Raw genomic sequence first — 26,265 nt, 5'->3', positions numbered from 1 at the left:
TTTCACAGTGAACTCATTGGTGCAGTTGAATTTATTTCCGTTGTGAATCTGCACTGCACTTTGCATGTCCTCATTCGCTTCGCTTGCCCGCGATTACTCGAGAACCAGCCTCCAGACGATTTCATCTCTGTTCACACAATCAGCAGCCAACATAACGGTAGGACAGGTCTATAGACGAAGGAACACCTCCCCATTTGGCCCCAAAGTCACTTATTTTAATTCATGTAACCAGCTCAACATTGAAGCAGTAAAAACTCTGCAACATTACAATTGACTTGTTTGAAATAATTATGGAATTCTATTGCGGAGTTTTACGCATATCTAGGATCATGCAGCTAATGAATACTGACGTTAAGGTATATAATTTCAATAATGCGATCCTGCGTCGCCCATCCAAATCTGTTGTAAATGGCTTGCGCGATGACGACCGCGGAAATCCAACTTACGAGGGTGTGCTGGCCGAGCATGACGCTTACATCACTGCAATGGAAGCAGCAGGCGTAAATCTGCACGTCCTTCCTGCTATGGAAGAGTTCCCAGACTCCATTTTTGTTGAAGATCCCGCACTCGTTTTCACAGAAGGCGCTATCTTGCTGCGTCCGGGCACTGCAACGCGTGAAGGTGAGACCGTTGCCATTGCGAAAGACATTCGCAAGCTGTTCGATACGGTTCTGGAAATCGACGCTGGTTACGTAGATGGCGGCGATATCCTCAACACGCCAGAAGCTGTCATGATCGGCCTTTCCGCTCGTACCACGCGTGAAGGTGCAGAAGCACTGATCAAATGCCTTGCCCAGATCGGTCGCAAAGGCGTGATTGTTGAAACACCTGCAAACGTCCTGCACTTCAAGTCTGACTGTTCGTTGCTGGATGACAACACCATGCTCTCCACCAAGCGCCTGTCCGTTTCCGGCGTGTTTGAAGGCCTGAACGTGCTGCATACGCCTGATGGAGAAGAAGGCGCTGCAAACGCTCTGCGCGTGAATGATGTGGTGTTTGTCGGCTCAGATTTCCCACAGACTATCAAGATGCTGCAGGAGGCTGGTTATTCCGTTGTGCCACTGGCAACCTCACAGATTGCAAAAATTGATGCGGGCCTGTCCTGCATGTCGCTTCGTTATTTTAAAAAATAGATCATAGAGAGGGGAAACTATGAAACTTAAAGCTCTTTTGGGCACGCTTGGCGTCGCCGCACTCACCACATTATCCGTTGCAAACGCTGCTGATGCAGTGCGTGTTGGTATTGCACCAGAACCATACCTTCCATTCAGCACGCTGACTTCAGCAGGCGAATGGCAGGGGTTTGAGCCAGACCTTCTTCGCGCACTCTGCGATGAAGCAAAGATCGAATGCAGCTTCAATGCAGTTGCATGGGACGGCCTGATCCCATCCCTGAAAGAAGATAAGCTCGACCTCATCGTTGGTGCATTCTCCATCAATGAAGAGCGTCAGAAGGTCGTCGACTTCTCAACGCCTTACGTCTTTGAAGCCTCCGTTGTCGTCGGCATGAAATCCGACAGCACAGACGTTGCAGTCAAAGCTGATCCAAACAACGCAGCAGGTAAAGTCATCGACGATGCAAACCTGTCTGGCATGTTGCTTGGCACGCAGGCGGCAAGTGTGCAGTCCGTATATGCGGACACATACCTGACCGAGATGACCACAAAATACTACGACACAGCAGACAACGTTGTCGCGGACCTAACCTCCGGCCGCCTAGACTATGCTCTGCTGCCAGAAGCCTACGTTGGTCCGTTCCTTGAGACAGCAAATGGCGCAGATTACGCTGTTAAAGCTGTTGTACCTTCCAACTCGGTTTTGGGGAATGGCATCGGCATGGCAGTCAACAAAGGCAACGCTGAGCTGATGGGCAAACTCAACGCAGGTCTTGCTGCTCTCCAAGCATCCGGCAAGCTGGAAGCAATCACTGTTAAGTGGTTCCCAGTTCGCAAGTAACCTATTGAAATACCAAAATGATGAGGCTCGCCCAGCGTGAGCCTCATTTGCTCTTCCCCAACACATTTCAGCACCACTAAGGGTCTCATGGATCAATCAATCTGGACATTACTGTCGTTTGGTGACGCAGGGTGGGGCGATGAATTCGCATCCGGTTTCTTGCTCACCATCAAAGTATCCTTGGCGTCCTATTGCGTCTCCGTGGCAATCGGGCTTGTGGCTGCTGTTGCAAAGCTTTCAAAGTCCAGTACCGCCCGCGCAATCGCTGAAATTTACACAACAATAGTCCGCGCTATACCTGAGTTGCTATTAATCTTGCTGCTCTACTACGCAGTTGCAACCTCTGTGTCCAACCTCTTGATTTCAGCTGGAATTGCTTCCAAAGGCTTCCAGATCAGCCCGTTCATTGCAGCCGTCGCAGCCCTTGGCTTCGTCTCTGGCGCATTCATGACGGAGGTCTTTCGGGCTGCCTTCAATGGCATCCCCAAAGGGCAAACAGAAGCAGCAAATGCACTGGGCCTTGGCTCACTGCAAACTCTGCGGCTCGTAATATTTCCGCAAATGGTGAAACGCGCCATTCCCGGCATGGCAAACCTTTGGCTCTCAATCACCAAAGAAACCGCACTCATCAGCGTTTTAGGAAGCTTTCACGAGCTGCTCTACGTTGGCTACCGCGCTGCCGCTAACACCAAGCAATACAGTTTCTTCTACGGCTTCACGGCTGCGCTCTTCCTGCTTATCACATTGGTTTCAGTGCTGATTATTCGCAGAGTGGAAAGCGATCTCTCAAAGGGCTACGGTAAATGAGTGTGTTTTTCGACGTTTACTGGCCTATGTTTTTAAAGCTGCTGGCAGCTGCCCCGCTCACCATCTTCCTCACCACTGTTGCAGGTATCATTGGCCTCATCATTGGCGGCGCAACAGCGGTGGCACGGCTGTCTCCACGCAAATGGATCTCAGCTCCGGCTGAATCCTATTCCTTCATGTTCCGCGGCACCCCTGCACTGGTTCAGATCTATCTGATCTACTATGGGCTGGGTGAGTTCCTGCCAGATACATGGGTCCGCCACAGTTTCCTCTGGACGTATCTGCGGGATGGCCTGTGGTATGCCATTTTCGCGCTTAGCCTCAATCAAGGTGCTTATCTGTCAGAAGTGTTCAAAGGCGCGATCAAAGACGTCCCAAGAGGCCTCACAGAAGCAGCAGCAGCGGCAGGCCTCAGCAAGTGGCAGGTTCTGCGTCTGGTCACGCTGCCCATCGCATTCCGCCGCAGTTTGCCTATCGTCGCCTCAGACACCATCATCCTGCTGAAAACCACCAGTCTGGCATCCACCATCACTGTTATGGAGCTGATGGGCACCGCGCGCATCATCCAACGGAAAACTTTCTCCATCTATGAACCACTGCTGCTCACGGGCCTCATCTACTTCGTCGTTGTCGTCGCAATCAGCTTTTCCATGAAAAAGGTCGAGAAGCGGTACGCGATTATATCGCACTAAACCAAACTGCCACCCCCACAAACAAAAAGCCCCACCAGTCAGGCGGGGCTTTTTTAATTGGATCAGTCTTCTACAGACTAGGTATCGCCAAAGAACTCTGCGTCATACCCCATAGAGGCTTTCAGCAGTTCCTGTGTGTAGGCTGTTTTTGGTTTGGCTTGGCGCATTGTCTCAACATCCATCACCTCAACAACTTCACCGTGGCTCATCACCGCGATTTCATCACACATATGCGCAACCACAGCCAGATCATGCGTCACCATCACATAAGTGAGGTTATGCTCTTTACGCAGATCTGCGAACAGGTTGAGGATCTCGGCTTGAACGGACACATCCAAAGCAGATGTTGGCTCGTCCAGCAGCAGAATTTCAGGCTCCAACATCAATGCACGGGCAACCGCCACACGCTGGCGCTGACCACCGGAAAGCTGGTGCGGATACCGGAAACGGAAATCTGCCCCAAGCCCAACATCATCCAGAACCCGCAGCACACGTCCATCGACGTCATCAAACCCATGCAACTTCAACGGCTCGGAGAGTACACGGTCAACCGTATGGCGGGGATGCAAGGACGCATAGGGATCCTGAAACACCATCTGGATCTTACGGGCGAAGACCTTGTCACGCTTATGCGAAACAGGCGCTCCATCAATGTCGATCTCACCATCCCAGCTTTCAACCAAACCACACACAGCGCGCAGAACGGTAGACTTACCAGAGCCGGATTCACCAACGATCCCGAAGCTTCCGCCTTGCAGAACCTTCAGGCTCACGTTCTTCACGGCCTGAAAGCGATCAGGTCCCTCACCGAAGTAAACGTTGAGATCTTTGATTTCCAGACGAGCATCAGCGGTTGCATCAGCAACCCATGGCTTTTGTTCCATAACAGCACTATCAGACGCGGGCATCGACACTTGCCTCCTGCTTCCAACTGTCCTGACGCTGCAACGCTTCAAGACGTTCCTTCGGCTCCTCAATACGCGGCAATGCATTCAGCAAACCACGCGTATAAGGGTGAGTAGCATTGTGCAGTTCACTCGCCTTACAGGTCTCAACAATACGGCCCGCATACATAATGATGATGCGGTCACAGAAAGACGACACAAGATTGAGATCGTGACTGATAAAGATCAGCCCCATCCCACGTTCCTGAACCAGCTTATCCATGATGGCAAGCACACGCATCTGAACAGTCACATCCAAAGCAGATGTCGGCTCATCAGCAATCAACAGCTTCGGATCGGTAATGAGCATCATCGCGATCATCACGCGCTGTCCCATCCCACCTGAAAGCTCATGCGGATACGAGGCAAACACGCGCTCAGGGTTACGGATCTGCACCGCTTCCAGCATTTCCAAAGCACCCAGACGGGCCTCGCGGCGAGAAGCTTTGGTGTGCAGGCGTAACGCTTCACAAATCTGCTTACCAACCGTATGAACCGGGTTCAGCGAGAATTTAGGATCCTGCATCACCATGGAAATTTGGTGACCCCGGATCTTGCGCATTTGCCGCTCGGAGTAATCAAGCAGATTGTCACCGTTGAAGGTGATGGACTTCGCTTCCATCTGTCCCGGCGCGCGGATCAGGCGTAAAATGGCGCGGCCAGTCATAGACTTACCGGAGCCACTCTCGCCCACGATACCAACGCGTTCCCGACCAACAGAAAACGAGATGCCACGAACCGCCTCAACAGTACCACTGCGTGTGGGAAAGCGAACCCAAAGGTCCTCAACGCTTAACAGCGTATCACTCATGGTTGCCTCCTCAGCTCTGGCTCTTTTTAGGATCAAGAATATCGCGCAAGCCATCACCCAACAGGTTGAAGCCCAAAGACACGATAAAGATCGCCATACCCGGCATGGCAGCAACCCACCAATGATCCAGAATGAACTTACGACCAGCAGAGATCATTGCGCCCCACTCCGGCTCAGGTGGTTGAGCACCAAGACCGAGGAAACCAAGACCAGCAGCTGTCAGAATGATCCCGGCCATATCAAGCGTAACACGCACGATGATGGAGGACAGACACAACGGCCACACATGTCCAATGATGATGTGCATGACACCGGCACCCTGCAAACGCACAGCACTGATGTAATCCGCATTCCGAATGGTCAGAGTTTCCGCACGTGCAATACGTGCATAAGGAGGCCAGGCAGTCAGGCTAATCGCGATAATCGCGCTCTCGATACCAGCCCCAATCGCAGCAACGAATGCCAGCGCCAGAACAAGACGAGGAAACGCGAGGAAGATATCAACCACACGCATCAGCACTTGATCAACCCATCCACCAAGATACCCGGCAACAGTCCCAATCAGCAGACCGAACACAGGCGCGGTAAACGCCACAATGCCAACGATCAACAAGGTGATGCGGGACCCATAGACGAGACGGCTCCAGATATCGCGGCCAAGCTCATCCGTTCCAAGCAGGTGGCCAGAAAACCCCGGCGCCATCAAGCGCTTGGCAAGATCCTGCGCATTTGGCTCCGTGGTTGCCAACAAGGGTGCAAATATCGCCGTCAACACCAAACCAAGAATGATCAGGAAGCCGAGAAACGCCAGTTTATTGTCATAGAGTTTCATCCACCCCATGTACAATTGCACAGCGCGTGCATGCCCGCGAGATGTAGGTGCGTCAGATGAAAGCCATGCCTTCAGGCCAACCTTGTCAGGCACGTCAGATTTTACAGGTGCTGTTGTCATCGTGCCCTCGGATCCACCACTTTGTACATAAAGTCAGAGAAGAGATTGAGGCCAACAAAGATAGCACCAACCACAACTGTACCACCCATAACCGCATTCATATCAGCTGAAAGCAGAGCATTAGTGATGTAGTTGCCCAGACCCGGCCATGAGAAGATAATCTCAGTCAGCACAGACCCTTCCAGCAAGTTTGCATAGGAAAGAGCAATAACCGTAATCAACGGAATCATCACATTTGGCAGTGCATGACGCCAGATAACAGAAGCCTCGGAAGCCCCCTTAACGCGCGCTGTGGTGATGTATTCCTGAGAGAATTGCTCCAGCATAAAGGAGCGGGTCATACGGGAAATATAGGCGATTGAGTAATACCCGAGGATACTTGCTGGCAGGATGATGTGGTTCACCGCATTCCAAAAGATCGTCATATCACCTGCAAGCAGGCTATCAATCAAGACCATTCCAGTAACAACGGGAATGATGTCCTCATAATAGATCTCCATACGGCCCGGACCGCCAACCCATCCAAGAATTCCGTAAAAAATCAGCAGGCCCATCAGACCAAACCAGAAGATCGGCATGGAGTAACCAAACAGACCAACAAGGCGGATCAGTTGGTCAGGCCAGCGGCCTTCGTTTACGGCAGCCAAAACACCCATCGGCACGCCGATACCAACGCCTGCAATCGTCGCCAGTGTCGCAAGTTCCAATGTAGCCGGGAACACGCGGATAATATCATCAACAACGGGCCGCGCTGTCAGCGTCGACATCCCGAAATCGCCCATAGCAACTTGCTTCAGGAAAAACCAGAACTGCATATAAAGCGGTCGATCGAGGCCCATGGCTTTGTAAGCCGCCTCGTAAATTTCCTGGGACGCACGTTCTCCGACAACCGCTAAAACGGGGTCGACGGGCATGACGCGGGCAATGATGAAGGTAACGAAGAGAAGACCCACCATAGTGATGAGGATGGAGAAAAGGCCAGCGATTAAACCTTTGAAAATCTTGTAGAGCGGCAAGGAAAATCCTCGCCGCGCTACAGTCGCTGTAGAGTCAGCGATGCTCATTTTTATTTAGCCAATCTTATTTTTTTACAGGCCAGTAGAATGCAGCGGTAACAGCGCCACCGGGGTTGAACCCAGTCACATTTGCACGCATGGAGTTTTGTTCAATTTGCTGGAACATCACTGAGAATGGAGCTTCTTTCTGGAAGGTCTTCTGTGCTTCAACGTACATGGCAGCACGCTTGTCACGGTCGCTTTCCTGTACAGCCATATCAGTCAGCTTGGTCAGTTCTGTAGCTGGGTAAGCGTTACGCCATGCCAGTTTACCAACATGCTTACCTTCATCGGAGTTATCCGGGTTGTTTGCGAAGGTATCAGCATTTGTGTGTGGATCCGGGTAATCCGGGCCCCATGCACCAAGGTAGATCTGGAAATCACGGGCGCGGTAACGACCAAGAACCTGTTTACCAGTGCCCTGAGAAATGGTTGCGCGAATACCAGCCTGGCCAAAGGTGTTCTGCAAGCTCTGAGCAATTTCTACACGCTCAGTTGCATTACGAACGATGAACTCAACATCAAAGCCATCAGCATAACCAGCTTCGTCGAGAAGTTCTTTCGCCTTGGCAATATTCAGGGAGAAAGGCGTGTCCTTCAGTTCACCCATATAGGTCTGCGGCAAGAACGCCTGCTGAATGGCGTACTGGCCCTTCAAGAAGGAACCGGTCATACCTTTGTAATCAACAAGGTACTTCAGAGCTTCCGCAACCTTTGGATGGGACAGCGCCTTATCCTTCTGATTGAAGGAGATGTACATCAAACGGCCACGCAGGGTGTCTTCAACCTTGAGGTCTTCATTGGTGGAAGCCGCTGCAACATCTTCTGGTGACAGGTGACGCGCAATATCAACGTCGCCTTTTTCCAGCAACAGACGCTGGGAAGAAGATTCCTGAACGTGACGCACAATAACGCGCTGAATCGCAACGTCACCACGCCAGTACCCTGGGACAGCTGTCAGAGAGTAAGACTCATTTGGCTTCCAGTTCTGCAACTTGAATGCGCCTGAACCAGCAGAGTTGGTCTTCAACCACCCATTACCCCAGTCACCGTCAACTTCGTTGGACTTAACCAACTCGCTGTCAACAATAGACGCGATAGCTGCTGTAAAACAGTTCAACACGAAAGAAGGAGCGTACTTCTTGTCTGTGGTGATCTGGAAAGTGGTGGCATCAACCGCTTTGATGGTTTCACTCATGTTCTCAGGAGTAAAGCCAAACTGAGTCAGGATGAAAGAAGGTGTCTTCTTCATACCAACAGCACGACGCAGGCTGTATTCAGCATCTTTTGCGGTGACAGCGTTGCCGGAATGGAACTTGATGCCATCACGCATTTTAAAGGTGAAGGTTTTGCCGTCCTCGGAAATTTCCCAGCTGGTCGCAAGACCCGGCTCGTATCCTTTGGACAGATCAGCCGGGTTCAACTGAACCAGGCGATCATACATGTTGTTCGCCATATCGGAGCCGGAGAACTCGAACATTTCCTGCGGATCGAGGGAAATGAGGTCATCAATACGGCCAGCAATGATGAGCATACCAGGAGGTGTAGCAGCACCTGCTTCAGTGATAGCGCCTGAAATTGGCATTGCAACGCTTGCTGCAAGTGCAAGCGAAAGAAGGCTACGCTTAAATTGCATTTAAAATGCTCCCCTATTTATAAAAGACCTTCACATCATTAAATCGGCGAAGGCGAAATCGTTGTGATCGCACCTAAGTGCAAGCACTGATTAAATTGTTTCACTTTTTAAATAATCGAACAAGGGCCATTGCTTGAGCAAATTCTAAGAATGACGCTCCCCGCCCCAATCTTTGCCTGTTCTTTGCAGGTTAACCTTGCGGTTTCCGCCACTAAGAATGGATGCCCTTACGGAGTAAGCAATTGGTATGATACAGGTGTAATATTACGTAATATATCAATTATTTAATCGTTTTAAGTCCTCACCCTAAGGCACAAAAAAAACCAGCGCCGCACACAAAGTACGCCGCTGGAATGAAAGTCCGATATCTACTGAGTTTGTGAAAAAATATATTTCTTACGCACCCTCAAGAACTGTGGTCATTTCGACCTGCCCTAGCGTCCCTATTTTCGAAACTGCGAATCCGTCACCGCCAAATACGTGAGAATGACTACGATCCAACCTCACCATGCAGCTTTCTCCGCACTTTGCCTTAGCATCGCCTCGCCCCTGAACAGTGACCAAAGGCCCGTTAACAAGGCGCACATGCAGGAAATGGCTTTCACCCAGCTCCTCGATAACTTCAACTTTCCCAGCAAGTTCTCCCTCAGGCCCTGCGGTCATATGTTCAGGACGAATACCGTACTCAACACTGTCACCAACTGAGAGGCCGGCAGGGTCTACTGGCACCTTAACTGCAACCGATCCAACGACTGAAACCTCGATGCCATCCTCGGCAACGCCAACCACCTTTGCCTCAATAAAATTCATCTTTGGCGAGCCGATAAAGCCCGCCACGAATTTATTACGCGGACGATGGTACAACTCCAACGGAGAGCCAACTTGCTCGATACGCCCTGCATTGAGCACCACAATCCGGTCTGCAAGCGTCATCGCTTCCACCTGATCATGGGTCACGTAAACCATGGTCACGTCCATGTCCTGATGCAGCTTGGCAATCTCGATACGCATCTGCACACGTAGCGATGCATCAAGGTTAGACAACGGCTCGTCAAACAGGAACACCTGCGGATTACGAACAATAGCCCGGCCAATAGCAACCCGCTGCCGCTGGCCACCAGAAAGCTGCTTTGGCTTACGCTCCAGCAATGGAGTGAGCTCTAAAATACGAGCCGCCTCCATGACCTTCTCTTTGATGCTCTCTTTTGAGTGCTTGGAAAGCTCCAGCCCGAAAGCCATGTTCTCATAAACACTCATATGCGGATAAAGCGCATAGCTCTGGAATACCATGGCGATCTTACGTTCCTTCGGAGAGCGTTGGTTTACGCACTCCCCGTCAATGAACATATCGCCACCAGAGATATCCTCCAGCCCAGCAATCAAACGCAGCAACGTAGATTTGCCACAGCCTGACGGCCCAACGAAAACGATCAGCTCACGGTCTTTGATCTGAAGGTCAACGCCGTGGATCACGCGAGTAGATCCAAAGTCCTTAAGGACACCCTTTAACGTAACTTCTGCCATGGTATTGCCCTCAGTTTAGGTCTTGGAAAATTTCAAGAACGCAGCTTGCCAAGTAGGCAGGTTGAGTGTCTCGCCGTCCAGTTCTGCATTAAATCCGTGCCCTTCAAGCAGTGTGGCTGAGCCATACTTGCCTAAAGCAACCTTCATATCGTCATTGGTCAGGTTCAGCACACACAGAACAATCTCGCCGTCCAGCTCGCGTTCAAATGCCAGAACCTCTTGGCCCAGATCGACAAAAACCAAAGAACCTTTTTGCAGAACCCGCTGTCCTTTACGCCACTTCAGGAACTGTGCAGTCCGGCGCAGTGGAGACTTAGGGTCGTCTATCTGTTGATCAACGCTGTGTTCCAGATGATCTTCAGCCATTGGCAACCAAGGTTTGCCGGAGGAGAACCCACCGTCCTTAGTCCACGCGATTGGCGTACGACAACCATCCCGACCTTTAAATTCTGGCCAGAATTCAATGCCATACGGATCTTGCAGGTCTTCCAAAGCAACGTCAGCTTCTTTGAAGCCCAGCTCTTCACCCTGATAGATGCAAGGGCTGCCGCGCAAAGATGCACTCAAAGCCAGCAGAGCCGGGGTCGCAACCTGTGGATCAACATCATCAGGAAGACGAGAGCCCATGCGTTTGACGTCGTGGTTAGACATCGCCCAGCTTGGCCAGCCATCCTTCACCGTATCTTGTAAGGCAGTCACACGCTCGCGCACATAAGAGGCCGTTGGTGTGTTGGAAAGCAGATCAAAGCTGTAGGCCATATGCAAACGGTTATCGCCGCAAGTGTACTGTGCGATGATCTCGCTGGCTTCATGCCCTGCCCCGATTTCACCAACAGTTGTGGTGTTCGGGAATTCATTCATCACCGCGCGCAAACGCTCAAGGAACTGAAGGTTCTCAGGCTGTGTCTTATCGAATTTATGATCCTGAAATGCGTATGGGTTCACACCAACAACATCGGCAAGACTATCAGGATCAGGATAAGGTGGGTTATCGCGCAGCTTCTGATCATGGAAGTAGAAGTTCGCTGTATCAAGACGGAACCCATCAACGCCCAGCTCCAACCAGAAGCGAGCTGCATCCAGCACGGCCAGTTGCACGTCTTCATTATGGAAGTTCAAATCCGGCTGCGACCGCAGGAAGTTATGCAAGTAGTATTGGCAACGACGGCTATCCCACTGCCAGGCTGACCCACCAAAGATGGAGAGCCAGTTGTTTGGCGGAGAGCCGTCTGCTTTTGGATCAGCCCAAACAAACCAGTCAGCCTTGCTGTTGGTCTTGTTACTACGGCTTTCCTTAAACCATTCATGCTGATCAGAGGTGTGGGAAATCACGAGATCAATCAGAACGCGGATACCAAGACCATGTGACTTGGCAATCAGCGTTCCAAAGTCATCCAGCGAGCCGAACATCGGATCAACATCTTTATAATCAGAGATGTCATAACCAAAGTCATCCATAGGAGACTTCATGAAAGGTGAGATCCAGATCGCATCCGCGCCAAGATCAGAGATGTAATCCAGCTTACTTGTAATACCGGGAAGATCACCAACGCCATCGCCAGTGCTGTCCGCGAACGAGCGCGGGTAGATTTGATAGATGACAGCGCCCCGCCACCAATCCGGATCATTTGCCAGAACCTGATGGCTTGTGTTTTCATTAATTGGGGTTGAGAGGTTCATTCCAGTTATCCTTTAACCGCGCCGGCAGTCAGACCCGCGACGATTTTTCGTTGAAATACAAGCACAAGGACCACGATAGGTAAGGTCACAAGCACGGAAGCAGCCATGATATTGCCCCATGGCAGCTCAAATTCGGTTGAACCGGTCATCAATGCGATGGCCACAGGCACAGTGCGAACTTCGTTAGAAAGTGTGAAGGTAAGAGCGAACAGGAACTCGTTCCATGCACCGATGAAGGCGAGCAGACCCGTCGTCACCATCGCTGGCCACATCAACGGCAGGAAGATCCGGCGCACGATGGTCAGCGGAGAAGCGCCATCAACAACAGCTGCTTCTTCTAGTTCTTTCGGCAACTCTTTCATAAAGGTGGTCAACACCCAGACCGTGAACGGCAGCGTCAGTACAGTGTTGGGAATAATCAGACCCGGCAGCGAATTGTAAAGACCCATGGAGCGGATCAACTCGTACATGCCAGAGAGGATCGCAACCTGCGGGAACATTGAGACAGACAGAATCGTCATCAACAGCAAGCCACGGCCACGGAAGTGAATGCGAGCCAGCGCATAAGAGGCTGTGACCGCAATGACCAACGACAAAACCACAACAGACGTCGCGACAATAAAAGAGTTCAGGATGTTGAGGCCAAACGGCTGCTGTTCAAAAATAGAGACGTAGTTGCTTGTGCTAAACATCGTCGGAAACACAGAGGGGTTGAACAATTCCTGCCCCGAGCGGACAGACGTAATGATCGCGTAATAAAACGGAAATACCGAGAAAATTACAACAGCAACAACCAGTGCGTAAAACAGAACGGATTTGACTTGTCGGTTCATGACTGGTCTCCCTCAGAACGCTTGAGCCCACCGGCCATCACAGTGATCGTGGTCAGCACCGCAATTACAAGGAACAGCAGTGTCGCAGCGGCAGAGCCATACCCAACCTCTTGGAAATCAACCAACTGTTGTCTTGCATAGACGGACATGGAGATTGTGCTGGTTGAATTAGACGTCAAAACATAAATCAGATCGAACACGCGCAGTGCATCCAGGCTGCGGAACACCACAGCCACCAAAATAGCTGGCCGGATCAGCGGTAACGTCACCTTGTAGAACACACGAAGCGGATGGATTCCGTCAACCTTGGCAGCCTCATAGATGTCACCGGGTAACATTTGAAGCGCAGCAAGAGTAAGCAAAGCCATGAACGGAGTTGTCTTCCAGACGTCCACCATGATCACAGCCCACATGGCTGTGGCAGGACCTGCCGTCCAGGCGATTGGGTCTGAGATAAGCCCAAGGTTCAGAAGAATTTCGTTGATCACACCAAACTGGTCGTGAAGCATCCAGCCCCACATCTTGGCGGAAACAATGGTCGGGATCGCCCAGGGAATAAGAACAGCTGCACGGACAAAACCACGGCCTTTGAATTCAGCATTCAAAATCAAAGCAACGACCAGGCCGATGCAGGTCTCAAGACCAACTGAAATGACAGAGAACCAAAGCGTATTCCAAACCGCATTCCACCACTCCGCATCAGCAAGCACGCCGTACGCTTCGCCATCATAATAGGAGAGGTAGTTGTCAAAGCCGATAAATTGGGCCTGACTGAGGTCGACAAGATTTGCGTCTGTAAAGCCCAACCAGATGGTGCGAATAAGCGGCCAGCCTGCAACGGCGGCCAAAGCTATCATCATTGGAGCGAGAAAGAGCCACGCGGCACGTAATCTGGATGCACTCAGATTAGATCGCTTTGCCTGTCGAGGGGCAGAACCATCCTGCTGCAGAGCAAGGGTCATAGGCTGATCCTTGGTTTTTTTATTTCTGGGAAAGCCGAGAAATTCATCCCCGAGCCTGGTGCAGTGTTGCGGCCCTGAGGCCGCAACACATATCGCAAGTCAAGGGAGGCGACTTACCAACCTTTACGCTTGATGCGCTTCAGGTTCTTTTCAAGTTTCGCAAGAGATGCACCCGCTTCGGTTTTGCCGGAAATCACGTCATGCACTGCATTGTAAAATGCGTTGGAAACCTTGTTGTAGTTTGCACCAGTTGCGCGGGATGGGCGAGCAACTGCATTGGTAAATGTGTCTTTCAGCTGGCCCATGAACGGGCTTGCAGCAAGAACATCTGCATCGGTGTAAAGCTCAGCAATTGTTGGGTTGTAAGAACCCTCGATCGCGCGGCGTTTCTGTGATTTCTTGCTGGTCAAAGCCATTACAAGGCTTGCAGAAGCCTCAATGTTTTTGGAGTATTTGGAAACAGCAAGCTGCCAACCACCAAGAGTACCGGTCTGCTTTCCAGCTTCTCCGCCTTTAGGCAGCGCCATCACGCCAATATTGCCTTTGATCGGGGAATCTTCAGCCTGACCGAGAGACCATGCATATGGCCAGTTGCGCATAAACACAGCATTTCCGGACTGGAACACGCCGCGTGCATCTTCTTCAGTGTAGGAAAGAACGCCTGGAGGCGCAATCGAGCCGGTCCAGCTTGCAGCAAGAGACAGCGCTTGAACTGCTTTCTCATTATTTACAGTGATGTCACCCTCTGGGTTCACAACTGCACCACCGCCAAAGCTATCGATCCACTCAAGTGCATCACAGGTCAAGCCTTCGTAAGCTTTCGCCTGATAAACAAAGCCCCACATCTTTTTGTTGCCAGCTTCGCGTTCAGCTGCCTGAATTTTTTTGGCGCTCGCAGTCAAATCACCCCATGTTTCAGGTGCTTTCTCGCCATATTTTGCAAGCAGATCTTTACGGTAGAACAGCAAACCAGCATCAGTGTACCAAGGCATAGCAACCAGCTTGCCCTTGTAGGTGTTGTTGGCAATAATTGGTTGGAAATGCTCAGCTTCTGCACCGTTGGTGTACGGCCCAAGGTCAGCAAGGTGACTACCAAGAATACCTGGCCAGATCACATCAATCTGGAAAACGTCAATATCAGAGGAACCAGAGCTTAGGATCTGCTGATAGAGCGCCAGCTGCTCGGTTGAAGAAGCAGGAGCGGCAAAGAATTTAACAGTATTGCCAGTTTCTTTTGCCCAGTCTTCTGCTGCACTCGAGCAAAGCTTTGCGCCCTGGCCAACGCTACCACAAACCACAGTGACTTCAGCGGCCATTGCATATCCTGCAAGTCCAACCACACCAGCAACGGCGACTGCAGAGCCTAATAAATTACGACGGATACCCATAATGGGACGTTCTCCCTTAATTCGTCCATAGCAGTTAAATAACGAACTCCCTGCCATCACAAACTGCCATTATTCACCCCTTCAAAAAGAAGGGCTCCCCAAACACCGGCAATCTCTCCAAAGATTCCCAAAGCGCTTTGAACCAGCAGAGTTTAGTCACGGGTCTAAGTCAATAGTAAAAATCCGTAGAACGATTTCAGACTAAGACCCGATGCAGGCCACATTCGCACTGCACCATACACAAAATCGGCGGAGTTCCGGCAAGTTGGAGTATGAGTGTTGTGGTATTTTACTGCATATCTGAAAAATATCAGTTTTCCACCGATGACTACATTTTAACCAAAGCGCTTTGGATAATAAGGTTGTCTCACTGGATTTCCTCATACCTTTTGAGTTAAGTTGCACTCCAAGAATGCGGGAGGAATAAGTCTCGGCCCGATTTATCGCTATGCAGAGATTAGAAACATGAACCTTAAGAGTCTAGCCAAACACCTCGCCCTCTCACAAACCACTGTAAGCAGGGCATTGAATGGATACTCAGACGTATCCTTAGCCACCCGCAATCGTGTTGCGGAGGCAGCAAGGACGCATGGCTATCGTCCAAATGTCAACGCGCGCCGTCTGGCAACGGGCAGATCAAGCGTCATCGGCATTGCATTCCCGACAGACATGAACATGTTCCTCGATCCACATTTCATCGAATTCCTGACCGGCCTTTCTGAAAAAGCATCAGAGCTGGATTATGATATCATGATCTCCTCCTCACAAAGTGAGGAAGTGGATGTCTATCGTCGCTTTGCAGAAAAAGGCACAGTGGATCTGGTCATCCTCTCGAACGTTGATCTGAGCGAAGAGCGTATCAAGTTACTGCAAGACCTCAATATGCCGTTCATCGTTCACGGACGCACAGCCACCTGCAACACCTATTCTTATATTGATATCGACAACTATGCAGTGTTCCATGAACCAACCAAGATGTTGATGGAACTCGGACATCAACGCATTGCTATCCTGAATGGCCAGCCTAATCGTGTTTATGCGATTGACCGCTTGCAGGGTTGGCAAGACGCCTTGAACGAGCGCGGCATTACGCCAAACCCGGATTACGTTCACGCCGGTGCCATGTCTGAGGAGAATGGCTACCAGTTTGCGATGGATCTGTTGCAGCTTAAAGACCGCCCAACCGCGCTCCTCTGTGCCAGTGTCGTTATGGCCAGAGGCACTTACAAAGCATGTCGGGAACTGGGGCTGAACATCGGCACAGATATTTCCATCATCGCCCATGATGATGCCGTCCCAATGGCGCAAGCAACAGATATGGATCCCCCCCTCACCGTTACCCGCTCTCCACTGCGCGATGCTGGCCGCGAAATTGCTGTCATGGCAATCAAATCCCTCAAGGGCGCTGAATTGAATGAGCTGCAATGTCTCTGGCCATCAGAGCTCATCTTCCGCAAGTCCGTCGGGGCACCCATTAAATAACAGAGGAGCCTAGGGAATTTACTAGGTTCCTTGAGCAGGATCATTGGCATACACCACCGGTTTGAGACTATACTCTGACGCAGCTGCTCTTTCAGGTTGGGGTTCCAATGCTAACGCCAGTTTTCGTCGCCGATGATGTTACCAAAACCTACACAACCAACAAACTAGAAGTTCATGCCCTCAGAGGCATTTCTATGACGCTATATGAGGGCGAGATGGTCGTGCTGCTCGGTCCCTCCGGTTCCGGCAAATCTACCTTCCTGAACATCCTCGGTGGGCTGGACAACGCCACGTCCGGCACGGTCTCGTTTATGGGTCAGAACCTGACGGACTTCAGCGAGAGTAAGCTCACCCGCTTCCGGCGCGATTATGTCGGCTTCGTCTTCCAGTTTTACAATCTCATTCCCAGCCTCAACGCATGGGAAAACGTGGCCCTCACCACTGAGATTGCCAAGAATCCCATGGACCCACAAGAAGCACTTGAACTTGTTGGCCTCGGTAATCGCAGCTCGCACTTTCCAGCGGAAATGTCCGGCGGTGAACAGCAGCGCGTTGCCATAGCCCGCGCCATTGCCAAACGGCCCGAAGTGCTACTCTGCGATGAGCCAACAGGAGCGCTCGACACCAAAACCGGTACGCTGGTTCTAGAAGCCCTGCAACGCATCAACAAAGAGCTTGGCACCACCACAGCAATCATCACCCACAACACCTCCATCCAGCAGATGGCAAACCGGGTCCGCATCTTCAAAGATGGCGCCATCGCCAGCTCGCATGAGAACGAAACACCCAAGCAACCCTCCGAGGTTGCATGGTAAATATCCCAGTCCTCGACCGGAAAGTCCTGCGCGATCTCAAACGCCTGTGGGCGCAAGTACTCGCCATTGCACTGGTTATGGCTTGCGGAGTGATGACGCTTATTCTGGCAGAAGGTGCTTACCGCTCGCTAAGTCAGACACAGGAAGCCTATTACGATCAATACCGCTTCGGGCACGTCTTCGCGCAAACTGTCCGCGCCCCAACGCATCTGAAACAACGCATTGCCGCCATTGATGGTGTTGCAGCCGTTGAAATGCGCGTCGTTCGCTCTGCCATTTTAGATATCCCACAAATGGCAGAACCAGCCGCTGGAATGGCTCTCTCCCTGCCTGCTGGCAGAACACCAGCTGTTAACCGGCTCTACCTCAAATCAGGACGCCTGCCAGAAGGCACCCGCACCAATGAAGTTGCACTCGATGCCCGCTTTGCCAAAGCGCACGGGTTAAAACCCGGAGACGAATTCAGCGCCTCACTGAATGGCAAAAAGCTCAGTTTGGAAATCACCGGCATCGTCCTCTCGCCGGAGTTTATCTATGCGCTGGGTCCGGGAGATCTGGTGCCGGATGATAAGCGCTTTGCCATCTTCTTCATGGCCGAAACAGCCATGGAAGGCCTGTTTGACATGAAGAACGCAGGCAATGACATCTCCCTGCGCCTGTTACGCGGCGCCTGCGCACCCTGTGTGATGGAAGAGCTGGACCGCCTGCTAAAACCTTACGGTGGCACTGGGGCTTATGAACGTAAAGACCAGCAATCTCATGCGTTTTTAAATGCAGAGCTCACCCAGCTGTCCTCCATGGCGAAGGTCCTGCCACCCACATTCCTGCTCGTCTCCGCCTTTCTGGTCAACATGATCTTGTCGCGCCTCATCGCGCTGGAACGAGAGCAAATCGGCCTTCTCAAAGCCTGCGGTTATTCCTCGTGGTCTATCGCCGGACACTACGCCAAATTGGTCTCCATAATTGCAGTCCTCGGCGTGGGCATTGGCGCTGTTGCTGGCAATTACCTCGGCCACCTCATGACACAGATGTATGCGCAATACTTCTCTTTCCCGTTTCTGGTGTTCAACAAAAGCCCGGATCTCTATCTCATCGCCGGTGTCATTTCGCTCGCCGCTGCCTTGGGCGGAGCGCTCACATCCATCCTCAAAGCGGCCCGCTTGCCGCCAGCTGTTGCCATGCGCCCACCTGCACCTCCGCGGTTCCGCAGCTTCCTGTCGCTCAAATCCAAACGTTTGCGCATCTTCTCCCAGCTCAGCACCATGGGCTTGCGCCATCTCATGCACAATCCGGTGCGCAGCCTGCTCACCAGCCTTGGCGTCTCCTTCGCACTGGCTCTCTTGGTCTCCGCACTATTCCTCACCAATTCCATGGATCACATGATCAATGTGGCTTTCAACAAGGCTGAAACGGCAGATGCCCGCCTGACATTGGCAGAAGACAAATCCCCCTCCGTATTGGGCGAGATTATGCGCCTCCCCGGTGTGTTGAAGGCAGAGGCATTCCGGCAAGAACCCGTCATTTTGCGCAGTGGAGCACGCGAGAAGCGCGTCGCCATAACAGGTCGCCCGACAGACGCCACCCTCTCCCGCATTCTGGACACGCAGGAACGCGCCATCCAGATGCCGAAAACAGGCGTGATGCTGCCGGCTCACCTCGCAAATCAACTCGGCGTACAACCGGGGCAAATACTGGATGTGGAACTGACGCGGCACAATTCCGTGGTGAAGCAAGTCCGCGTGGCAGGCATCATCACCAGCTACATGGGCCTTTCAGCCTCCATGCACATAGATGCCCTCAATGCCCTTGTGCCGGGTGGACCACGCATCTCTGATCTCGCCATCAACATTGACGCAACTAGGATGAATGACCTCTATACAGCCGTGAAGGAAACACCGGGCCTTGGCGGCATCGCCATGCAAACGCTGTCGCGTGATAAGTTCCGCTCCCTCATGGATGAAAGCCTTGTCTCCATGCTCGTCGCTTACATCTCCATTGCTGTCATTGTTGCCTTTGGTGTCATCTACAACGCCGCCCGCATTCAGCTCTCCGAGCGCGGGCGAGAGCTGGCAAGCCTGCGCGTCATCGGCTTTTCCAAGCAGGAAGTCTTCCATGTTATTCTGGTGGAAATGGCAATGATCGTGCTGCTGGCTCAACCTCTTGGCTGGTTGATCGGGTACGGCATGGCCGCTGGCATGATACAGGGTTTTGCCAGTGACCTCTTCCGCCTTCCGCTTGTGGTTCTTCCAAGCACATACGCAATTGCAAGTTTCGTCATCCTCAGCGCGTCACTGCTCTGCGCTCTCATAATACGCCGCCGTGTTGGCAAATTCGATCTCATTAAAGTTTTAAAAACGAGGGAATAGGAATGAACGCCAAATACCTCAAACGGGGCGGTTACGTTGCTGCTGCACTCACAGTTGTTCTGCTGTTTGTATTTGCCTTACAGGAAAAGCCTGTCTCCGTTGAAACGGCAAAAGTCACCAAAGGCGACCTCATCGTCTCGGTAGAAGAAGACGGCAAAACCCGTGTGAAGGAGGTCTACAAGATCTCCGCCCCCATAGCCGGACGGATCGACCGCTCCTTGCTGGATGTGGGCGATGAAGTCATGCACGGCAAAACCGTTGTGGCCACCATCAACCCCCTCACCACGCCGTTTATGAATGCCCGCACCAAGGCAGAAGCACTGGCAAATGTGGGTACCGCACAAGCTGCCATTACGCTGGCAGAGGCACAGCTCGCCTCAGCCAAAGCCGAACACAAACTGGCAAGATCGGAATTTCAACGGGCTCAGCGCCTCAACCGCACCAAAACCATCTCTGATGCTCAGTTGGAGCGAGTGGAAATCGACGTAACACTTATGGCTGCCAAGGTGCAAAGCGCACAAGCGCAGATCACCCAACGCCAAAGCGATCTGCAAAGCGCAAAAGCGCGCCTTATCGAACCGCAACTAGCTCTGGACCCTGAACGCTCCGAAGAACTTGCCGTCCGCATGATCTCCCCCATAAATGGCGTTGTGCTCTCCCTTGCGGTGGAAAGCGAGCAAACCATTCGATCCGGCGATTTGCTGGTAGAACTGGGCGACCCATCAGATATCGAAGTGGTGGTAGACCTGCTCTCAACAGAAGCGGTGAAGATCAAACAAGGCGCAAAGGCAACGCTGGTAGACTGGGGCGGCAAAACACTGCAAGCCACCGTCCGGCGCATTGACCCTGCTGGCTTCACCAAGGTTTCCGCTCTGGGCATTGAGGAGCAACGCGTCAACACCATTTTGGACCTGAATGCACCAGCCACACAACTTGGCCACGGCTTCCACCTACGCGCCGCTATCGAGATCTGGCACGGTCAAAACGTTTTGCGCGTTCCCATGACAGCCCTCTTCAGAGAAGGCAACGACTGGGCCACCTTCAAGATCGTAGATGGCACAGCTCAACTCCAAAAAATCACCATCGGCGCCTTCAACCAAGACATGGCAGAAGTCATTGCAGGTCTCAAAAACGGCGATACCGTCATCCAGTTTCCGGGAGATACGGTTGCACATGGAACAGTAGTGGTGGCGGAGTGATGGAGCGAGGGAGCAAAGTCTCTCCCTTCTCGTTATTCTCTTTGTTTCTTGGATTTTCAAGAGCCCTCACCGCGTAGCTCTGGATACCGTATCAGCGCTTCGCTTGTCCGGTAAGACGGCATGATTGAGCAGCACCTCATCACACATCGCAACCGCCATTCCGCGCATGATGAGGGACGTAGCGAAACTGAGCTCCGGGAGCTGACCCCATGCATCACGTCTTCCCGCACTTGATGCGGGATCCAGAAACCTAAGCGTCAGTTTTCCTGAACTAGTCCTTTAGCGCATCCGCAGCCGCCCGCTCACGCCGTGCCAGTTCAATCTTCCACCAGCGGTCTCGCAGAGCAATGCGGCTTTCCCGGTAGCGTTCTTCCATCACGTCCATGTGCTCAACGCGGTCTGTTCGGAAGGCGCGGAAGTCCTGTCGTAGCTCGCACCATGAGACAATCATCCGGGAATGTGCAAAGAACGTCAGACTCAGAGGCCAGATGATCCGCTCGCTCGCCACACCACTTGCATCCGCATAGTCAATCCGCAGCTTGTTCTGCTGCCGTATGGCAAGGCGTACATCACTCAACTCAATGCGAGCGGATGGAATGGGCTCCACACCAAAGTCCGGCGCATAAAGCGGCGCCTCAATAAATTCATTGCGCGCATCTGGCGAGAGCACCGCTGCAATCTTGGCAATCACATCACTTGCCGTGCGAATAAGTTGATCATCACCGCGCACCTGCACATGGCGCAGGCCCATCATCACCGCTTCCAGCTCATCACTGTTGAACATCAGCGGTGGCAGATCATAGCCTTCTTCCAGCACATATCCGACACCCGCTTCACCGCGAATAGGCACGCCGGTTGACTGAAGGCTGACGATATCGCGGTACAGCGTGCGAACTGAAATTTCCAGCTCCTCAGCAATAGCATCGCCCGTCACTGGCCTACCATACCGCCGCAACACCTGCACAATTTGCAAAAGCCGATCTGCCCTACGCATGTTGTCCTCCATTAATTCGCAGTGGCTCAAACACTCCTGACACCATGCTGTCAGGAGCACCTTGCTATCAACTCCTCACCGAACACAAGAGGACATAAAAAATGCTCACACATCTGAAATTCAGTGCTGAACTCAACGGCGTAAGCGCAAGCCCATTTTGTTTGAAGGTCGATATTCTACTTGCCATGAGCGGCCTGCAATACACCGCAGTCCTTGGCCCGGATGCGTTGATGAACGCCCCCAAAGGCAAGCTGCCGGTTATGAAAGATGGCGAGGAACTCATTGCAGATTCCGAGTTCATCAAAAAGTATTTGGAAACAAAGTATAACGCCGACTTCTCGGGTGGTTATTCCGAAGCAGAGCTGGCCGTAGCTCATGCCTTCACTCGAATGGCAGAGCATTCCCTCTACTTCGTCACAGTCTGCACCCGCTGGCTGCCAGATGAAAACTTTGCAGTTATTGAGCGTGAGTTCTTTGGCATTCTACCAGCAGAGATGCGCAGCAAGTTTGCCGGCGAAGCCCGTGAGAATGTGCGCCTCAAAACAGCAAAACAAGGTTATGGTCAACACACCAAAGAAGAATGCCTTGCATTGGGCCACGATGACCTTCAGGCGATCTCCACCCAGCTCGGTGCAAAACCATACCTGATGGGCGCAACACCTTGTTTTGCAGATGCCGCAGTTGGCGCACAAGTTCTCTGCGCACTCTCCGACATGCCAAACTCATCCTGGAAAGAAACAGTAGAGCAGTTCCCCAACCTCGTAGCCTACGCCAACCGCCTCAAAAAGGCATACCCAGTCGGCGCAATGGCCGCTGCATAAACAAAAACCCCGCCGGATCATCACATCCGGCGGGGCAAATTTCATCGGTCAATGCCCTCTGCTAGGCGTCTTGCGTTACCAGTTGTTGGCTCTTGCGTGCCATCACCTGTCGCACAATAACAGGCAGCATCAGCGCGCCGCCAATAGCCATAGTTTGCAAACCCGGAGCCACGAAGAACAGCGCACCAAACCCTGTCCAGTAGCGCTCCAGTTTGTTCAAACCGGTCAGCATGTAGCCAGAGAACGCCACACCCATCAGGCCAATACCGGCAATGGCCCCCAGCAGGGTCACGCTCAGGTCGTACCAGTTGAACTCAGGCGTCACCAGCAACAGCGCTGGAGAGTACACAAACACAAACGGCACAAGGGCTTTGGCAATACCAAGGCGGAACGCTGTATTCCCGGTTTTGAACGGGTTCGCCCCTGCAATACCAGCCCCGGCATACGCAGCCAGCGCCACCGGCGGTGTAATATCTGCCAGCACACCGTAGTAGAACACGAAGAAGTGGGCCACGAGCGGCTGAACACCAAGCAAGGCAAGCGCAGGCGCGGCAATGGAGACCAGAATGATGTAGGTCGCCGTTGTCGGAATACCCGCGCCCATGATGATACAGGCAACCGCCGTAAACAGCAGGGTGAAAAACAACGTCAACGCATTCTGTGTCACATACTCGGCCAGCCAACCAGAGGTGATAAACCCACCCAGATCAGAGGCCGCTTGTGTCACTACAAACGAGAGCCGGAAACCGGTGCCCGTCAGCGTCACAACACCAACGATAATGCCAACAGCCGCAGCCGCAGCACCAACCGCAAGCGAGTACTTCGCTCCGGTGGCAAGGGACGCAATCAGGTCCTTAATGCCCATCCGGTTATGCGGGTTCAAAACCCCAACCACGATACAAGCCGTAATGCCCCAGACGGCGGCAAAATCAGGTGTCTTGCCAGAAGTAATGAGATACACCAGCACGCCCAGCGGAATGACAGCAAGCCAGTGCTGCTTCATCACCACCAGCGCTTTGGGCAATTCCTCCTTGGTAAGACCGCGCAGGCCAAGGCGTTTCGCCTCCAGATGCACCATCACGAAGATACCAAAGTAGTGCAGCATCGCCGGGAACATGGCCGCCAGCAGCACGTCACGGTAGGGGATTTCCAAAAACTCCACCATGATGAACGCAGCAGCGCCCATAATTGGCGGCGTTATCTGCCCACCCGTAGAGGCCGTTGCTTCAACAGCTGCCGCGAAATGCGCCGGATACCCAACCTTCTTCATCGCCGGAATGGTGAGCGAACCTGTCGTCACCGTGTTGGCGATAGAACTACCGGATATCGTACCAAGCATGGCAGAGGAGAAAATCGCGACCTTCGCCGGACCGCCTGCATACCGCCCTGCAATCACCGAGGCCAGATCAATAAACAGCTGCCCAAGGCCGATGCGCGTGGCCAAAACCCCAAACAAAACGAACAGGAACACATACTTAGCAACCACACCAATAGCGATGCCGTAAATGCCTTGGTTGGTCATGTAAAGGTGGTTGATGAGGCCGGTCCAGCTGGCACCGGGATGGCGCAAAGCCCCCGGCGCGTACATGCCAAACACGGCATATCCAACAAAGATCAACGCAATCAGCGGCAGCGTTGGCCCAACAGAGCGCCGCGCAGCTTCCAGCACCAGCACCAGCAACACCGTGCCCATAAACACATCAATCGGCGCAGGCGCACCTACACGAGAGACAACCGCTTCCGCTGGCAACAACGGCAGGTACATGGCGGCAATCACAGCCATTACAGCCAGCACAATATCCCAGATGTGCACACCGCTTGGTCGCCACCAAGTAGAGTGGGACGGGCTACTGCTCGTGCTTTTGATGAAGCTGAAAAGAATGAACACCAATCCCAACACAAAGGAAAGGTGTATGCCGCGGTGAACCAGCTCACGAATGAGCCCGAAACCGGAGGCGTAATAATGATAGAGCGACATCGCAACCAGCACTGCAGTGGTAATCGCAGCAAGCACTGGCCCGGAGGCTCTGAAAGTAAGATCAGGATCGTATTTACGTTCCAGATCCTCGGGTGTTTGACTTGTCGTTTTCTGAGACATCTGCCCTACGATTTCTCATATAAGCGGCTTGATTGAACCAGATAAATGGCAAGCCACTTTTAGAATTCTGAATACAGCAGCGCCCGACAAGATCTGCCGGGCGCCGCCAAAATGCTAAATCAAAAGCCAGAGGCTTACTTGATCACACCGGCTTCTTTGTAGAAGCGCTCAGCACCCGGATGCAGCGGCACGCCAAGGCCTGCGGTCGCAGTTTCCAAAGTGATGGTCTTGCCTTTAGAGTGACCAACGTCCAGCAGCTTGCGGGTTTGCTCGTTCCACATCGCTTTGGTGATGTTGTAGATCAGCTCTTCGTCTTCTTTCGCACTGGTGATCCACTGCGCACCAACAGTCAAAGTTGTTGTTGCATCAACACCCTGATAGGCATTTTCTGGAATGTCAGAACTGGCAAAGAAGCCGTACTTCTCAACAAGGCCTTCAGCTTCAGGACCAGTAATCGGAACGATCTTGATGTCTTCAGCAGACGCAAGTTCAACAACTGCACCAGTTGGGAAACCAGCAACCACGAAGAACGCATCAACCTTACCGTTACGCAGAGCTTCCGCCGCAGCAGAACCCTTCAGCGCTTCAGCAGTGACGTCAGAAGCAGAAAGACCGTAAGCTGCAAGGATCAGGTTTGCATCAGTGTACGTACCAGAGCCCGGCTCATCCAAAGATACGCGTTTGCCTTTCAGATCAGCAACAGAATTGATGCCGCTGTCAGCTTTCGCGATCAGGTGAATATGCTCAGGGAACAGCGCTGCAATAGAGCGCAGGTCCTTCATAGGCTCTTTGCCCTCCATGGTGCCAGTACCGGAGTACGCCCAGTAAGCAACATCAGACTGAGCAAAACCGGAGTTACGCAGGCCAGAGTTGATGGCGTTCACGTTATCAACGGACCCACGGGAAGAAACAGCAGAAGCGATCAGGCCTTCAACACCACAAGAGCCGCCAGCATCACATGGACGCGACCCCGGAGGCTTGGAGATTGCATTCGCAATCATGCCACCCACTGGGTAGTAGGTGTAAGACGTACCACCTGTACCAATGGTGAAAAACTTAAGGTCCTGCGCAAATGCCTGACCAGTACACAGCGCCGCGCTGCCAGCAATCGCTGCAACTGTCGCCAATTTTGTAAAGGAAGAAAGAAGCGTCATAGCCCCCCCAGGAAACTAAACAGGAGCAGGATGCTTGCATCACACAAAAGCGACACGAACCAACCTCTCCAGACATAATGAAAAACCAGAGCTACG

The 26,265-nt window shown here is 52.4% G+C and carries 22 protein-coding genes; 9 read left to right on the top strand and 13 right to left on the bottom strand.

Features of this window, described 5'->3' with window-relative positions; all coding sequences use genetic code 11:
• The first annotated feature begins 338 nt into the window (after positions 1–338).
• The 4 genes from BLS62_RS22865 to BLS62_RS22850 all read left to right on the top strand — a co-directional run bounded on the left by BLS62_RS22865 (position 339) and on the right by BLS62_RS22850 (position 3,455).
• The gene (locus tag BLS62_RS22865; RefSeq protein ID WP_093186625.1) at positions 339–1,133 is read left to right on the top strand and encodes an arginine deiminase family protein; all 795 of its coding nucleotides are present in this window, start codon (positions 339–341) and stop codon (positions 1,131–1,133) included.
• Positions 1,134–1,152: 19 nt separating this feature from the next.
• Complete coding sequence (locus BLS62_RS22860; protein ID WP_093186620.1) at positions 1,153–1,956, top strand: transporter substrate-binding domain-containing protein; 804 nt, start codon at positions 1,153–1,155, stop codon at positions 1,954–1,956.
• An 87-nt stretch (positions 1,957–2,043) separates the two neighbouring features.
• Positions 2,044–2,763 (top strand): ABC transporter permease, encoded by a 720-nt coding sequence (locus tag BLS62_RS22855; protein ID WP_093186616.1) that lies wholly within the window; start codon positions 2,044–2,046, stop codon positions 2,761–2,763.
• A complete protein-coding gene (locus BLS62_RS22850) occupies positions 2,760–3,455 on the top strand; it encodes an ABC transporter permease (protein WP_200798561.1) in 696 nt (231 codons plus the stop codon). Before BLS62_RS22855 ends, BLS62_RS22850 begins: the two co-directional genes overlap by 4 nt.
• A 77-nt stretch (positions 3,456–3,532) precedes the next feature.
• On the opposite strand, the gene BLS62_RS22845 is transcribed toward BLS62_RS22850, so the two are convergent.
• From BLS62_RS22845 to BLS62_RS22800, 10 genes are all read right to left on the bottom strand, one after another.
• Complete coding sequence (locus BLS62_RS22845) at positions 3,533–4,363, bottom strand: ABC transporter ATP-binding protein (protein ID WP_093186611.1); 831 nt, start codon at positions 4,361–4,363, stop codon at positions 3,533–3,535.
• The gene (locus BLS62_RS22840) at positions 4,350–5,210 is read right to left on the bottom strand and encodes an ABC transporter ATP-binding protein (protein WP_093186606.1); all 861 of its coding nucleotides are present in this window, start codon (positions 5,208–5,210) and stop codon (positions 4,350–4,352) included. Before BLS62_RS22840 ends, BLS62_RS22845 begins: the two co-directional genes overlap by 14 nt.
• Before the next feature lie 10 nt (positions 5,211–5,220).
• Positions 5,221–6,162, bottom strand: coding sequence for an ABC transporter permease (locus BLS62_RS22835; protein WP_093186603.1), 942 nt, complete (start codon positions 6,160–6,162; stop codon positions 5,221–5,223).
• Positions 6,159–7,226: an ABC transporter permease gene (locus BLS62_RS22830; protein ID WP_093186599.1), complete on the bottom strand. Its 1,068-nt coding sequence runs from the start codon at positions 7,224–7,226 to the stop codon at positions 6,159–6,161. Before BLS62_RS22830 ends, BLS62_RS22835 begins: the two co-directional genes overlap by 4 nt.
• 16 nt (positions 7,227–7,242) lie before the next feature.
• A complete protein-coding gene (locus BLS62_RS22825) occupies positions 7,243–8,853 on the bottom strand; it encodes an ABC transporter substrate-binding protein (RefSeq protein ID WP_093186595.1) in 1,611 nt (536 codons plus the stop codon).
• A gap of 396 nt (positions 8,854–9,249) precedes the next feature.
• Positions 9,250–10,377, bottom strand: coding sequence for an ABC transporter ATP-binding protein (gene ugpC, locus BLS62_RS22820; RefSeq protein ID WP_093186591.1), 1,128 nt, complete (start codon positions 10,375–10,377; stop codon positions 9,250–9,252).
• Positions 10,378–10,392: 15 nt separating this feature from the next.
• Positions 10,393–12,057 carry an alpha-glucosidase family protein gene (locus tag BLS62_RS22815; RefSeq protein WP_093186587.1) on the bottom strand — a complete coding sequence of 555 codons (1,665 nt, stop codon included), beginning with the start codon at positions 12,055–12,057 and terminating at the stop codon, positions 10,393–10,395.
• A gap of 5 nt (positions 12,058–12,062) precedes the next feature.
• Positions 12,063–12,890: a carbohydrate ABC transporter permease gene (locus BLS62_RS22810; protein ID WP_093186582.1), complete on the bottom strand. Its 828-nt coding sequence runs from the start codon at positions 12,888–12,890 to the stop codon at positions 12,063–12,065.
• Positions 12,887–13,852, bottom strand: a complete 966-nt coding sequence (locus BLS62_RS22805; protein WP_093186579.1) for a carbohydrate ABC transporter permease — start codon at positions 13,850–13,852, stop codon at positions 12,887–12,889. The genes BLS62_RS22810 and BLS62_RS22805 overlap by 4 nt, the downstream gene beginning before the upstream one ends.
• 113 nt (positions 13,853–13,965) lie before the next feature.
• Positions 13,966–15,240 carry an ABC transporter substrate-binding protein gene (locus BLS62_RS22800; protein ID WP_093186576.1) on the bottom strand — a complete coding sequence of 425 codons (1,275 nt, stop codon included), beginning with the start codon at positions 15,238–15,240 and terminating at the stop codon, positions 13,966–13,968.
• A gap of 465 nt (positions 15,241–15,705) precedes the next feature.
• Here BLS62_RS22800 and BLS62_RS22795 point away from each other — a divergent pair, with 465 nt between their 5' ends.
• From BLS62_RS22795 to BLS62_RS22780, 4 genes are all read left to right on the top strand, one after another.
• Positions 15,706–16,722, top strand: a complete 1,017-nt coding sequence (locus tag BLS62_RS22795) for a substrate-binding domain-containing protein (RefSeq protein WP_093186572.1) — start codon at positions 15,706–15,708, stop codon at positions 16,720–16,722.
• 107 nt (positions 16,723–16,829) lie between these two features.
• On the top strand, positions 16,830–17,537 hold the full coding sequence (locus BLS62_RS22790) for an ABC transporter ATP-binding protein (protein WP_093186567.1): 708 nt from the start codon (positions 16,830–16,832) through the stop codon (positions 17,535–17,537).
• Complete coding sequence (locus tag BLS62_RS22785; RefSeq protein ID WP_093186564.1) at positions 17,531–19,903, top strand: ABC transporter permease; 2,373 nt, start codon at positions 17,531–17,533, stop codon at positions 19,901–19,903. The genes BLS62_RS22790 and BLS62_RS22785 overlap by 7 nt, the downstream gene beginning before the upstream one ends.
• A 2-nt stretch (positions 19,904–19,905) precedes the next feature.
• A complete protein-coding gene (locus BLS62_RS22780; protein ID WP_093186560.1) occupies positions 19,906–21,102 on the top strand; it encodes an efflux RND transporter periplasmic adaptor subunit in 1,197 nt (398 codons plus the stop codon).
• A gap of 271 nt (positions 21,103–21,373) precedes the next feature.
• Here BLS62_RS22780 and BLS62_RS22775 read toward each other — a convergent pair whose 3' ends face one another.
• Positions 21,374–22,096: a helix-turn-helix transcriptional regulator gene (locus BLS62_RS22775; protein WP_200798560.1), complete on the bottom strand. Its 723-nt coding sequence runs from the start codon at positions 22,094–22,096 to the stop codon at positions 21,374–21,376.
• A gap of 101 nt (positions 22,097–22,197) precedes the next feature.
• Here BLS62_RS22775 and BLS62_RS22770 point away from each other — a divergent pair, with 101 nt between their 5' ends.
• Complete coding sequence (locus BLS62_RS22770) at positions 22,198–22,917, top strand: glutathione S-transferase family protein (protein WP_093186550.1); 720 nt, start codon at positions 22,198–22,200, stop codon at positions 22,915–22,917.
• Positions 22,918–22,978: 61 nt separating this feature from the next.
• Here the strand turns inward: BLS62_RS22770 and BLS62_RS22765 are convergent, their stop codons facing one another.
• Both BLS62_RS22765 and BLS62_RS22760 read right to left on the bottom strand, forming a co-directional pair.
• The gene (locus BLS62_RS22765; protein WP_093186545.1) at positions 22,979–25,015 is read right to left on the bottom strand and encodes a TRAP transporter permease; all 2,037 of its coding nucleotides are present in this window, start codon (positions 25,013–25,015) and stop codon (positions 22,979–22,981) included.
• Positions 25,016–25,149: 134 nt separating this feature from the next.
• Positions 25,150–26,169, bottom strand: a complete 1,020-nt coding sequence (locus BLS62_RS22760; RefSeq protein ID WP_093186540.1) for a TAXI family TRAP transporter solute-binding subunit — start codon at positions 26,167–26,169, stop codon at positions 25,150–25,152.
• Positions 26,170–26,265 lie beyond the last annotated feature (96 nt).

Source organism: Pseudovibrio sp. Tun.PSC04-5.I4 (genome assembly GCF_900104145.1).
GTDB lineage: Bacteria > Pseudomonadota > Alphaproteobacteria > Rhizobiales > Stappiaceae > Pseudovibrio.
The sequence above is the reverse complement of the archived record's forward strand: the minus strand, read 5'-3'. Positions and strand labels throughout refer to the sequence as shown.